The organism is Hyphomicrobium zavarzinii ATCC 27496, from assembly GCF_000383415.1.
GTDB classification, from domain to species: Bacteria; Pseudomonadota; Alphaproteobacteria; order Rhizobiales; family Hyphomicrobiaceae; genus Hyphomicrobium_C; species Hyphomicrobium_C zavarzinii.
Window position 1 is genome coordinate 16,214 of record NZ_KB911259.1, and the last position, 11,633, is coordinate 27,846.

General features: G+C 62.9%; 13 protein-coding genes. 9 read left to right on the top strand and 4 right to left on the bottom strand.

What is annotated here, in order from left to right; genetic code table 11:
* Nucleotides 1–24: 24 nt before the first annotated feature.
* A complete protein-coding gene (locus F812_RS0114340) occupies nucleotides 25–243 on the bottom strand; it encodes a hypothetical protein (protein ID WP_020086675.1) in 219 nt (72 codons plus the stop codon).
* Between the two features lie 314 nt (nucleotides 244–557).
* Between F812_RS0114340 and F812_RS0114345 the strand changes: the two genes are divergently transcribed.
* Both F812_RS0114345 and F812_RS0114350 read left to right on the top strand, forming a co-directional pair.
* Complete coding sequence (locus F812_RS0114345) at nucleotides 558–767, top strand: hypothetical protein (protein ID WP_156827431.1); 210 nt, start codon at nucleotides 558–560, stop codon at nucleotides 765–767.
* A 69-nt stretch (nucleotides 768–836) separates the two neighbouring features.
* Nucleotides 837–1,475 (top strand): hypothetical protein, encoded by a 639-nt coding sequence (locus tag F812_RS0114350; protein WP_156827432.1) that lies wholly within the window; start codon nucleotides 837–839, stop codon nucleotides 1,473–1,475.
* 80 nt (nucleotides 1,476–1,555) lie between these two features.
* Here the strand turns inward: F812_RS0114350 and dinB are convergent, their stop codons facing one another.
* Nucleotides 1,556–2,725: a DNA polymerase IV gene (gene dinB, locus F812_RS0114355; protein ID WP_020086678.1), complete on the bottom strand. Its 1,170-nt coding sequence runs from the start codon at nucleotides 2,723–2,725 to the stop codon at nucleotides 1,556–1,558.
* Nucleotides 2,726–2,855: 130 nt separating this feature from the next.
* Between dinB and F812_RS0114360 the strand changes: the two genes are divergently transcribed.
* The 7 genes from F812_RS0114360 to F812_RS0114390 all read left to right on the top strand — a co-directional run bounded on the left by F812_RS0114360 (nucleotide 2,856) and on the right by F812_RS0114390 (nucleotide 9,463).
* Nucleotides 2,856–3,485 carry an NUDIX domain-containing protein gene (locus tag F812_RS0114360; RefSeq protein WP_083929200.1) on the top strand — a complete coding sequence of 210 codons (630 nt, stop codon included), beginning with the start codon at nucleotides 2,856–2,858 and terminating at the stop codon, nucleotides 3,483–3,485.
* A gap of 293 nt (nucleotides 3,486–3,778) precedes the next feature.
* Nucleotides 3,779–4,129 carry a hypothetical protein gene (locus F812_RS26600; RefSeq protein WP_156827433.1) on the top strand — a complete coding sequence of 117 codons (351 nt, stop codon included), beginning with the start codon at nucleotides 3,779–3,781 and terminating at the stop codon, nucleotides 4,127–4,129.
* A 26-nt stretch (nucleotides 4,130–4,155) separates the two neighbouring features.
* Nucleotides 4,156–5,592 carry a mannose-1-phosphate guanylyltransferase/mannose-6-phosphate isomerase gene (locus F812_RS0114370; protein ID WP_425337469.1) on the top strand — a complete coding sequence of 479 codons (1,437 nt, stop codon included), beginning with the start codon at nucleotides 4,156–4,158 and terminating at the stop codon, nucleotides 5,590–5,592.
* Between the two features lie 317 nt (nucleotides 5,593–5,909).
* Nucleotides 5,910–6,353 carry a hypothetical protein gene (locus tag F812_RS0114375; RefSeq protein ID WP_156827434.1) on the top strand — a complete coding sequence of 148 codons (444 nt, stop codon included), beginning with the start codon at nucleotides 5,910–5,912 and terminating at the stop codon, nucleotides 6,351–6,353.
* Between the two features lie 116 nt (nucleotides 6,354–6,469).
* Nucleotides 6,470–7,675 (top strand): SPOR domain-containing protein, encoded by a 1,206-nt coding sequence (locus F812_RS0114380; RefSeq protein WP_026868138.1) that lies wholly within the window; start codon nucleotides 6,470–6,472, stop codon nucleotides 7,673–7,675.
* 103 nt (nucleotides 7,676–7,778) lie between these two features.
* A complete protein-coding gene (locus F812_RS0114385) occupies nucleotides 7,779–8,705 on the top strand; it encodes an ABC transporter ATP-binding protein (RefSeq protein WP_020086682.1) in 927 nt (308 codons plus the stop codon).
* Nucleotides 8,702–9,463, top strand: a complete 762-nt coding sequence (locus tag F812_RS0114390; RefSeq protein WP_020086683.1) for an ABC transporter permease — start codon at nucleotides 8,702–8,704, stop codon at nucleotides 9,461–9,463. The genes F812_RS0114385 and F812_RS0114390 overlap by 4 nt, the downstream gene beginning before the upstream one ends.
* A gap of 21 nt (nucleotides 9,464–9,484) precedes the next feature.
* Here F812_RS0114390 and F812_RS0114395 read toward each other — a convergent pair whose 3' ends face one another.
* Nucleotides 9,485–10,141 carry a hypothetical protein gene (locus F812_RS0114395; RefSeq protein WP_020086684.1) on the bottom strand — a complete coding sequence of 219 codons (657 nt, stop codon included), beginning with the start codon at nucleotides 10,139–10,141 and terminating at the stop codon, nucleotides 9,485–9,487.
* Between the two features lie 72 nt (nucleotides 10,142–10,213).
* Nucleotides 10,214–11,611, bottom strand: a complete 1,398-nt coding sequence (locus tag F812_RS0114400) for a L,D-transpeptidase family protein (RefSeq protein ID WP_245257685.1) — start codon at nucleotides 11,609–11,611, stop codon at nucleotides 10,214–10,216.
* Nucleotides 11,612–11,633: the final 22 nt, after the last annotated feature.

The following is an 11,633-nucleotide window of genomic DNA, read 5'->3' on the forward strand; positions in this document are numbered from 1 at the left end:
AACTTCGGAGACAGGCCTTTTCGACTATCGTTTTTGGATCAGTATCCTCGATACAGCAGTCACCCAAACGGCGAATGCGCATGTAAACCCAACAAGCGCCGACGCCGGCACCTCCAGGAACAGCGCGTCCGATCCGAACCAAGCCGTCTGTTCATCGAGAATCGCCAGCCCCGTCCCGAATGCGTAGAGGACCACAACAAGCGACGCCGTCAACAAAACGGCGGAACCCAACACTTTAAGCATCGATGTTTCCTTTCTCCCCCCGCATGCGCGGAGGGCATGCGGTTGAAGAACCTAACAATCGGGGTATGGGTCGCCCGGACGCTTTTTCAACTCCTCGATGCAGTTTTTTATTTCGGCACACCGATCGGCACGATGAAAACCAACCCGCCGTATCACAGGCGCATCCGCATACCCTGTCAGGACTGCTCTGCACTCCCTCCATAATTATACCGAAACAAAGGAGAGCAAGAGTGCTTACACGTCAGCTTATGTGCGCAATCACCCTACTCGCTGCAAGCATAGGGCCCCTTTGCACCGCATACGCCCTGGAAAGCGTGACCGACACCAACAGCCGCGCATCCAACGGAGCCCTGCTTCGCCATCAGGCGCAAATTCGCTCGGCCCAAATGAACGAAGTCTCAACACTGCAAGCCCAGGCAGATGCCCTTCTTGAATGCACGGCCAAAGGCCGCTTATACGCCCCCGGCGACACTGCCGCTGATGCGCATGGCTGCATTGATATTCAAGTCACCATCGAACAATGAAAGCTATGCTCATGAAATCCACCGTCCTCGTTCTCAGTCTTGCAAGTTGCATCGCTTTGCAGGGAACCCATGCCCTCGAGGCCACCGCCCCTGCCGAAGAACGTTCGCGAAGCGTCTCCTGAAGTGAACATCGCCGCACAGAACAGCTTGATCAGCGCCGCCATCACCAAGGTCAACAAGGACCTGATGGCCATCCTCACGTGCAACAAGAGGAACAAGTTCTACAAACCAGCCGACACAGACGGGTGCGTCGGAGCAACCGTCTCCACGACCACCGCTACCATCATGGACGCGCTGCCCAAGGTCGAGTTCGACAGCTACCCCGGTTACGTAAGAACGAAGAAGGGATTCAGCGGATCATCGACCCGCCACATCAGTCTTGCGGAGATCATCTCGAAAGGCGCCACATCCGTCTCCGTGAAAGCCACCAAGAGCGGCTTCATCGGAAATTGCCAACGAGGCGACGTCGTCATGAACATCGCGAATTTGAAGACAAACGTCACAACCACGACATTCCAATGCCACTATGACAATAGTCCCAACCGCAGCACCTTTTTCAGCTGGAGCTACGACGCTTCGAGCAAGATGCTCGCGGTGCAGGCGCGCATGGCCCAAACCAAAACCAACATGGCCAATGCCGCGCTGACCGGCATGTCCGCCACCTACGAAATCACGAAGACGGTCCTGAGAATCGGTGATGGCAAGTGACGTAGCCAAATACATTCCCTAATGAGCCAGGAACGAGCCCGAAATCGGTCGTCCGACGTTGCCGCGGCACGGGCTCCTGTTCAGTCTTCGCCATCCCCTATCGGAAGATCCATCTGGAGGATTGTCTCTCCGCCTTGCGACAGCTTGGATACCGACACGCCGACCAGCCTGATGCCAATGGTCACCGGGTAAACCGTGCGGACAAGTGCCACGCAAAGCTCACGCAAATGCGCCGGCGAGCGGATCGGTGACTGCAACGTCCTGCTGCGTGTCACGGTCTGGAAATCGGCATACTTCACTTTAACGGTGACGGTTTGCCCATAGATCTGCTTATCCTGACACCAAACCCAAACATCCTCCGCCATGCGAAGTATCCCTTCCTCAATTTCCTCAGCAAGGAAGAGGTCGCGATCAAAGGTCGTCTCGCTGCCAGAAGATTTGCGGGGACGGTTGGGCACGACCGGCCTGTCGTCCTGGCCCCGGGCAATGCCGAAGTACCAAGCTGCGGATCTCCCAAAATGTTCCTCCAGAAAGAGGAGAGCTTTCTGCTTGAGATCAACACCGGTATGGATCCCAAGCCGCTTCATCTTTTCCGCCGTCACAGGCCCCACACCATGAAACCGCTCGATGGGAAGCCCCTCGACAAACGCCTCGCCCATCTCCGGAGGCACAACAAACTGCCCGTTGGGCTTCCGCTGGTCTGATGCGAGCTTCGCCAGGAATTTGTTGTAGGACACTCCGGCAGATGCCGTGAGACCCGTCAGCTCCCGAATACGGGCGCGGATCTCCTTTGCCATCTGAGAGGCGGTCGGAACGCCGCGCAGGTTCTCGGTCACGTCCAAGAAGGCCTCATCCAGCGAAAGCGGTTCAATAATGGGCGTATACTCAAGGAAGATGGCGCGGATCTCCATCGACACCGCCCGGTAGACCTCAAAGCGTGGGGGCACAAACACCAAGTGCGGGCATTTCCGCAGGGCCGTGACCGACGGCATGGCCGATCTCACGCCAAACGTTCGCGCCTCGTAGCTCGCGGCGGCCACGACGCCGCGTTTCGCCGCATACCCTACCGCCACAGGCCTCCCGCGCAGCTCCGGGTTGTCCCGCTGCTCGATCGACGCAAAGAACGCGTCCATATCGATGTGAATGATCTTACGCACGGAGATATCTATCCCCAAAGCCTTGCCGGGCGTCACGCCGCAATCAATGACAGATCGAAAGATAATTTGGACACTCGGTCCATCGACTGGCATTCGTCGTTTGCGTACCTATCATCGTGCCGTAGCGCACCGCACGCTTCACCCCAAATGATCATACCGGAAGGCGGTGCGGTCCTGACAGCTCCCCCTTCAAAAGGGGCCGCGCTATTTTTGAAGGGGCATCATGCCGAACCGGACGACGACAAGTCTTAGCGTCTCCCGCACCCGATCAAGATGGTCCGCGGAATGGGGCGGACCGGTCCCCCGCAAGGGCTTGGCAAGTAAGCCTCCAGCACCATGGTCAACCGACGACATCGCTTTGTGGCTTTATTCTCTGCAGGGCGCTGCGTACATTGCACCAAGTTGTCAACGGCAAGGATGCTCCGTGAAAGAAAAGCGAGAGGCTCACATCGTAACACTCGGCGTGCAGGCCGTTGTGCTTGCGCCGAACGGGCATGTCCTCCTCATCGAACATCGGTACCGTCCGGGCTGGCATTTTCCAGGCGGCGGCGTTGAGCACGCGGAGACCGTGGATGTGGCGTTGGCGCGAGAACTCGAGGAAGAGACGGGCATCAGGCCGACGTCAGAGCCAAAACTCGTCGGTTTTTACGCGCATTTCGACGAGTTTCCTGGCGATCATATCGCTCTCTACCGTGTCGTTGATTGGGTGCAGGCCCGCCCCTTCAAGCCGGGCCTCGAAATCGCAAACTGTGCCTTCTTTGCTTTGAACGCTCTCCCGACGTCCACCACCCGCGCAACCCGCGCGAGGCTTGACGAACTCTTCCACCACGCGCCCCTCTCTGCCCATTGGTAGAGCCCCCATTCCGGTCCCGTGATCGTGAACCTGGATTTCCTAGTACGGAAGGACGCCACACTTATTTGGGCTTTGCGCTTCACGAGGCGCGACATTCAGTCTACACGCAAATGTTGCAGAGCTGCGCGGAACGTGCAACCGTCAGGTGGGGATTTGGCAATGCATTGCCACGGCTGGATCTAGTCCTGACCAGTCGATCTCGCACACTCAGGTACCGTCGCTTGCGAACCATTGACGACAAGCGAACGATCAATGCTGACTGTTTCTAATGACGAGCTACACGGGGGCATTGCGTGTCAAACAAAGGAATTTTGGACCCGCTTATCATCGAGCTCACCAATCATTGCAGCCGGCTGGACCGCATGTCCAACGAGTTCCACGCAGCGGTTCGCGCAGGCAAGACGCCGGACGTCGACGTGACGGCCGTCATGCGCGATGTGGGTGATGCTGTAGAGCTCTGTGCGCGCATTCTTCGTGATCCAACCTCAAAGCGTTCATACCTCGATGGTTCGGTTCGGGCCTTGTCCTTTACCCTGCGCGCTGCGCACGAGGCTCTCGACGCGCTGATCCTCGCCCATCACCCGCCCTCAGGTGAATCTCCATCCAGCCCCGGGAGCGGAGCTTCGTCGGTTCCAGCGGCTTAAGTGACAAGTGGGGAGTTTGGGATTTGATTATCCCGGTCATCCTGTCGGGCGGCTCGGGAACCCGGCTCTGGCCCCTCTCGCGGGCCATGTATCCGAAGCAGTTCGTCAGCGGTTTGAACGGAGAGAAGGCGAGCCTGCTCTCCGCCACCCTCGCGCGCCTCGCGCCGCAGAATGGCTTCGCTGCCCCCATCGTCGTCTGCAACAACGCGCACCGCTTTCTGGTGCGCGAGCACGCGGCCGAGGCGGGCGTGGAGCCGGAGAGCGTGGTGCTGGAGCCCAGCGCCCGTAACACGGCCCCTGCCATCGCCGTCGCCGCGCTCCTCGCCGCCCGGCGCGATCCCGCTGCCATCCTCGCCATCATGCCGTCCGATCACGTGATCGCGGATACGGCGGGCTTCGCGGACGCCGTGCGCCGCGCAGCGGAGGTCGCGAGCCGCGGGCGTATTGTCCTCTTCGGTATCGCGCCCACCGAGCCGCACACCGGCTACGGCTACATCCGCAAGGGCAACGCCCTCGCGGAGGGCACCGAGGGCGCCTTCGAGGTCGACAGCTTCTTCGAGAAGCCGAACGCGGAAACCGCGCAAACCTACCTCGAGGATGGGCGCTACCTCTGGAACAGCGGTATCTTCGTCTTCCGGGCCGACACCTATCTGGACGAGCTGGCCCGCCATAACCGCGCCGTGCTGGCCGCGGCACGCGAAGCGCTCGAACATGCGAGCGAGGACTTGGGCTTTCTCCGCCTCGATGAAACAGCCTTCGCCAAGGCGCCGAGCATCTCCGTCGACTACGCCGTGATGGAGAAGACCGACAAGGCCGCCGTGCTGCCTCTCTCCATCGGCTGGAGCGATCTCGGATCATGGGCCTCGCTCTGGGATGCCGCCCCGCGCAATGCGGAGGGCAACTTCATCCAGGGCGACGCGCTGACCGAGGACACCACCGACTGCTACATCCGCAGCGAGAAGGCCCTCATCTCCACCATCGGCGTGAAGGATCTGGTGATCGTGGAGACGCCGGACACCGTGCTGGTGGCCGACAAATCCCGCTCACAGGATGTTGCCCGCTTCGTCACCCGCCTCAAGGCCGCGAACCGCAAGGAGCAGGAGCAGCACCTCAGAAGCTATCGGCCGTGGGGGTTCTTCGAGACGCTCAACATGGGCCCGCGCTTCCAGGTGAAGCTCTTGCACGTGAAGCCGGGCGGCATCCTCTCCATGCAAATGCACCATCATCGCTCCGAGCACTGGGTCGTGGTGCAGGGCACCGCCCGCGTGACCGTGGACGGCACCGAGAAACTCGTCCGCGAGAACGAAAGCGTCTACATCGTCGCCACCCAGTGGCACCGGCTCGAAAATCCGGGAAAAGTTCCTCTGGAGCTCATCGAGGTCCAGATCGGCACTTATCTCGGCGAGGACGACATCATCCGCAGCGACGATATCTACAATCGCGGTGACGGCGAAACCCGCTGAGCGGGAGCGCATTGATCAGCTCACGGCTCATCATCGCCGCCGCCGTGCAAGAGCCTGCCCGCAACGCCTGCGGGTTATCCCCAGAATTTTCATAAGCCGGCCGCGCGAGCGTCGTCACCACACATCAGCCATCTCGCTCGCGTACTCGACGCAGGCGAGCCGATGTGGTTTGTAAAGCGGCCGGTCCGGGGGGAGTGGCGGGTCCACATTCAAGTTCGAAACGTCTTTCGTGCTTTCTGGGCGAAATGGGCTTCGGCCCGTTCAAGAAGAAAATGCGACAACGCAACAGGCCAGGTCCGCCCCGTCGGAGTTCAAGCGTGTATTCAGCGTGTCTTGCTGCCATCTGCCGTTCCGCTGCGCGGCGCGTGCCCAAGGGGATCGCCGCCGCACTCATCGCGCTTGGCTTTGTCTGCGCCATTCCTTCCGCCGAAGCACAGCAGAAGAAAAAGGAGGCCCCGGCCGCCGCGCCCGCAGCCGCCGCGCCTGTGGCCGACGATCCCGAATGCCTGACCATCAGCCAATCCTCCTCCGCCACCTACATGATCGAGAACAAGAGCTGCCCGGAGGCGAGCGTGCTGGCCTCCATCGAGCTCGCGGACGAAGGTACGCTGGCCCGCTGCTTCACCAAGAAGATCCGGAGCCAGATCTCCATCGCGAGCCAGGGCGCCGTCCCCTACATCAACTATCAGTGCATCGAAGGAGCACCGGGATGCTCGATCGACGTGTTGCGCACCATGTTTCCCGAATGTCACGCGGGCTGAGGAGAGGTTGCATCGGCCCCGAAGCGGCGGTGGATGCGACGCAGGGACAGCAGGCCGAATGGCCCGCTTTCCGATAAGACTTTGGAATTAACGGGGTAGGGACAAGATCCGACGCCATGGCCGCCTTCAATCGCGATGCCGCGCTTGAGCGCCAGCAGATCCATGAGATCTCGCTCAACGTCGCCCGCAGGCTGCTCAAGGTGCTGGAGCGGTCACGCGCGGCGCCTCCGCACATTGGCGCCGACATCGAAGCGTCCGCCCGCCTGATCGCCGACATCCAGCGAGAGATCGACCAGCTCATGGCGGCCTTGCCGCCGCGCGAGCTGATGGACATCGCAGTGCTGACGCACATCCTCGGCAGCCACCGCCGCGCGCTGGATCTGCTGGAAGTGGTGGAGCAGAAAGCATCGGGCCTGCTGCCCCGCATGGACGCCGCGCCGGATGCCGCCCAGGCGCACGCCGCTCTGCTCGCCACATCGCGCGAGATCGAGCAGAGCGCGTTTCGCCAGGAGATGCCGGGCTTGGCCGCGCCACGCGGCCCGGTCGCCTATTTGCCCGCGCCTGCCACAGCACCGTATCCGCAGCAGCACGCCCCCATTCCGCCCGCACCCCAATGGGCACAGCCGGTAGGGCAGCGGCCCCCGCCGTCCGCTCAGCGCGCACCCATGCCGCCCAAGAGCCCCGCCAAAAAGGCGGATAAAGCGCGAAGCGCCGGCGCTGTCGCCGCCTCGAGCGTCGCCGCCATGCGGGCGCTCGTCGACAAGAACCCCACATCCGCCGCCGCACTCGCGGCTCTCACTGTCGTCGCCGGCCTCTCCATCGCCATCCTGAGCATCGTCTCGCCCGGTATCGGCGACGGCACGCGCCGCCACGCCGCAGCAACGCTGGAACCCGGAAAGAAGCTCGACGGCCGCCTCGCCACCGCCGGGGAAACGAGCACGGAAGAGGCGCCCGCGCCGCGAGCCTCCGGCGCCATGAGTGCCGAAGCTGCGGTCCTATCCCCGTCGGTCGGCAACGAGACGCAAGGACCGATCGTCGTGTCGCCGAACATGGAGCAGCCCTACCTCGTCGTGCTCTCCACGCGCCGCAGCACGGAAGAGTTGCAGCAGGATTACCGGGGTTTCAAATCCGCCTACCCGCAGATTTTGGGTGACGCCAAGGCGCGCGTGGACCGCGTGCAGGGGCAGGACCGCGAGACATGGTACCGCCTGTCTCTCATTCCGCCGCACTCGCGCGCGGACGCCAAAGACCTGTGCCGAAGCCTGAAAGCAGCGGGCCTCACGGGCTGCTGGATCAAGCCGCTCCCCCTGGGCCGGCAGTAGCACCCGCACCCTGCGGAGGGGGCCCCGCCTTGCGGCCTCCGCGAAATGCACCTATGTGGTGCTCCGCAACAGAAGTTCACGCTCTCCTGCCGCGGCGGTACGCATGAAGGCCATCATCTCGATCAAGGGCGTGAACAAGACCTATGCGTCGGGTCACGTCGCCCTCAAGACTGTCAACCTCGATATCCGCGAGCGTGAGATCTTCGCGCTTCTGGGCCCGAACGGCGCCGGCAAGACCACGCTGATCAGCATTATCTGCGGCATCGTCAATCCGAGCGGCGGCGAGATCCTGGTCGACGGCATGGACATCGCGCGCGACTATCGCGCCGTCCGCGCCCTGATCGGCCTCGTGCCCCAGGAGCTCTCGACCGACATGTTCGAGACCGTATGGGCGACGGTCTCGTTCAGCCGCGGCCTGTTCGGCAAGCCTTCGAACCCCGCCTACGTCGAGAAGGTGCTGCGCGATCTCTCCCTCTGGGACAAGAAGGACAGCCGCATCATGACGCTTTCCGGCGGCATGAAGCGTCGCCTGCTCATCGCCAAGGCGCTCGCCCATGAGCCACGCATCCTTTTCCTGGACGAGCCAACCGCCGGCGTGGACGTGGAGCTGCGCAAGGACATGTGGCAAATCGTTCGTGGCCTGCGCGACAGCGGCGTCACCGTCATCCTCACCACGCACTACATCGAGGAAGCCGAGGAGATGGCCGATCGCATCGGCGTCATCACCAAGGGTGAGTTGATCCTCGTGCAGGACAAGGTCGAGCTGATGCGCAAGCTCGGCAAAAAGCAGTTGACCTTGGAGCTTCAGAAGCCTCTCGATGCGCTTCCCCCAAGTCTCTCCCGCTATCAGCTCGAGCTGCGCCCCGGCGGCAGCACCCTCGTCTTCACCTACGACACGCAGGCCGAGCGCACCGGCATCACCGCACTGCTGAGCGACATGCGCGAAGCCGGCATCGGCTTCAAGGATCTGGCAACCAGCCAAAGCTCGCTCGAGGACATCTTCGTCGACCTGGTGAGGCAATCGCAATGAACATCCGGGCCGTACACGCCATCTATGCCTTCGAGATGCACCGCTGGGGGCGCACCCTCATGCAGAGCATCGTCTCGCCCGTGCTCTCCACCTCGCTCTATTTCGTGGTGTTCGGCGCGGCCATCGGCTCGCGCATTGCCCAGATCGACGGCGTGCCCTACGGCGCCTTCATCGTGCCCGGCCTCGTCATGCTGATGCTGCTCACCGAAAGCACGTCGAACGCGGCCTTCGGCATCTACTTTCCGCGTTTCACGGGCACCATCTACGAATTGCTCTCCGCGCCCATATCGCCCTTCGAGATCGCACTCGGCTACGTCGGCGCGGCCGCCACGAAATCCGTGATTCTCGGCCTCATCATCCTCGCGACGGCGAGCCTCTTCGTTCCCCTGCGCATCGCGCATCCGTTCTGGATGATCGGCTTCCTCGTCCTCACGGCCATAACCTTCAGCCTGTTCGGCTTCATCATCGGCATCTGGGCGGACGGCTTCGAGAAGCTGCAGATCATCCCGCTGCTCGTGCTGACGCCGCTCACCTTCCTCGGCGGCACCTTCTACTCCATCAACATGCTGCCGCAGCCATGGCACACGGTGACGCTCTTCAATCCGATCGTCTACCTGATCAGCGGCTTCCGCTGGAGCTTCTACGAGATCTCGGACGTCAACGTAGGCGTGAGCTTCGCCATGACGCTCGGCTTCCTCACGGTCTGCCTCGTGGTTATCTGGTGGATCTTCAAGACCGGCTATCGCATCAAGGCGTGATCGCCGCGCCCGGCGAGAGCGCTATCGCTGCCCGGACATGCCCGTAGCGGTGAAGTCGCTGCGCTTGGCGGTTCCCATCAGAATGGCAGCATACTGAGATGCCCCGCTCACGAGCGCGCCGGGATGCGCGAGATTGGCAAGCGCCCCGGCAAAGAGCGCATCGTGTCCGAGCCCCGCACGTCCTATCGTCAGCAGCGCACGATCGCGCTGGTCGATGCCTTCCATCACGGCCTCTGCGTGCACGCGGCTGCGCACGCCCTCGAACTCGGGCATCACGGAGGCGAGGCTGTAGCGCTGGCCCGCCACGATCGACTTGAGATCGAAGTTCGCCTCGGGCGCCTCGCCTGAAAAACGCGGCGCGTTCGCCTCACGCGGACTCGGGGCATGATGAACCGTGACGAAGGCCTGATAGAGCTCGCCGAACGACGGCCGCCCTGTTTTCGCGATATCCGGTGCGATGCGATTGCAGCCACCCCGCCAGAGCGAGGCCTCGATATCGTCCTCGCAGGTCATGCGGATCGAATAAGCGAGCGGGAGGTCCATCCGGCCCTGCTCGTCCGAGAGCTGCACCGCGAAGGCGACCACGCTGCCCGCAAGCGCGAGGAGCACAACGGCGAGCCAATGCCGCCGGAGAAACTCCAGCGTCTCGATCACGTGGCGGGTCAAGTACGACAGCATGGCCGCGGGAGAATCCCACTGGCGGGCTCTGAAGACAAGTCTCTCCAGCGGGCCTGTCATGAACCCTGGACCTTACGGCGCGAGGCCCTGGGCTGGCGGCGGGGGCGCATCCGGATCGTAGACATCCGCCATCGCCATGGCGCCGTCGCGCCGGTAGATATCGGGACGGAACTCGATCACGCCGTTGGGCTCAGCCCACGCCGTGATGTAGGTGAAATAAACCGGAACGGGACGCGACAGCGCCACGTCGAGCGCCTGCCCCTGGTCGAGGACGGCCTGCACGCGCCCCGGCTGCTCCCATCCGGCTTCGAAACGCGCCAGCCATTCGACGAGCTGGAACACGTCCTGCACGCGCACGCACCCTGCGCTGAACGCACGAGCGCGCTGCTGGAAGAGCGGCTTCATCGGCGTGTCATGCATATAGACGCCGTGCTCGTTCTGCATATCGATGCGAACGAGGCCGAGCGCGTTCTGCGGGCCCGGGTCCTGCTTGAGCTTGACGCGGCGCGCGTCCGCCTGCGACCAGTCGATGGAGGTGGGATCGAGCTCGGGCCCGTTGAAATCGCCGGAAATGACGCGGATGTGCTCCTTCGTCAAATAGTCCGGCTCCTTCACGAGGCGCGGAAACACATCGAGTTGCGCCACGCTGTCCGGCACGCGCCAGTAGGGAAAGAAGTTCAAATTGCGGATCATCGCCTTGAGCGACGGCGTCTCGCGGCCGTTGCGGCCCACGATCACGCGATGGCGCAGCACAGTCTGATAGCGTTCGACGGCTTCGAGCTGAAAGGCCGGCACGTTGACCAGCACATAACGCTCCTCGGGCGGCGTCTGCACGAGCTCCAGGATGCGGCCGTGATTGAGCTTGAGCTGGGCGAGACGCTCTTCCGCGGTGATGTTGAGTGCGGCGAGCGTCGGCTGGTCGACACGCCCCGTGGCGCGCAGGCCATTGCGCTCCTGGAAACGCACGACCGCCTGCTCGACCCCTGAATCGAACGAGTAGTCGTTGTAGCTCGCCGAACGCGGCAGCTCACCCGTCGCCATCAGCCTGCGCCGGAGCGCCGCCACGCGCTCGTCGTCTTCACCGACGCGCAGCATGCGGTTTCCGGGAATCATCGGCCAGCCGCCCCGGCTCACGATGTCCTGGTACTGGGCGATGGCCTTCTCCATGGCCACCAGCATTTCATCGCTGCGCCACGGCACGTCGGTAGGGCGGAGATCGTTGAGCACGTCCTGGCGCGGCGGCGTGCGCTCCATTTCCGCGCGCCGGCCAGAATAGTCCGGCGTGCCGAAGCTCGTGATTCCTTCCCACCAATTGCCGTCCTGCGCCGCGGCCGACGTTCCGGACCAGCTCGAAGCCACGGCGAACAGCGCCCCCGCCATCACCGGCACGGAGCAGCGCCGGATGAAAGCTCGCGTCGCTTCCGTTCTGCGGCGGACGAACGACACGCGTAGGCTACGGCAGAACGTCATGAGCGAGGTCATTCCCTGTTTG

What these genes read in the sequence shown, in the direction of transcription:
- F812_RS0114340 (WP_020086675.1), bottom strand. Translation starts at nt 243, where the DNA reads ATGCTTAAAGTGTTGGGTTCCGCCGTTTTGTTGACGGCGTCGCTTGTT.
- F812_RS0114380 (WP_026868138.1), top strand. Translation starts at nt 6,470, where the DNA reads ATGGCCGCCTTCAATCGCGATGCCGCGCTTGAGCGCCAGCAGATCCAT.
- dinB (WP_020086678.1), bottom strand. Translation starts at nt 2,725, where the DNA reads ATGCCAGTCGATGGACCGAGTGTCCAAATTATCTTTCGATCTGTCATT.
- F812_RS0114360 (WP_083929200.1), top strand. Translation starts at nt 2,856, where the DNA reads ATGCCGAACCGGACGACGACAAGTCTTAGCGTCTCCCGCACCCGATCA.
- F812_RS0114350 (WP_156827432.1), top strand. Translation starts at nt 837, where the DNA reads ATGCCCTCGAGGCCACCGCCCCTGCCGAAGAACGTTCGCGAAGCGTCT.
- F812_RS0114395 (WP_020086684.1), bottom strand. Translation starts at nt 10,141, where the DNA reads ATGCTGTCGTACTTGACCCGCCACGTGATCGAGACGCTGGAGTTTCTC.
- F812_RS0114390 (WP_020086683.1), top strand. Translation starts at nt 8,702, where the DNA reads ATGAACATCCGGGCCGTACACGCCATCTATGCCTTCGAGATGCACCGC.
- F812_RS0114400 (WP_245257685.1), bottom strand. Translation starts at nt 11,611, where the DNA reads ATGACGTTCTGCCGTAGCCTACGCGTGTCGTTCGTCCGCCGCAGAACG.
- F812_RS0114385 (WP_020086682.1), top strand. Translation starts at nt 7,779, where the DNA reads ATGAAGGCCATCATCTCGATCAAGGGCGTGAACAAGACCTATGCGTCG.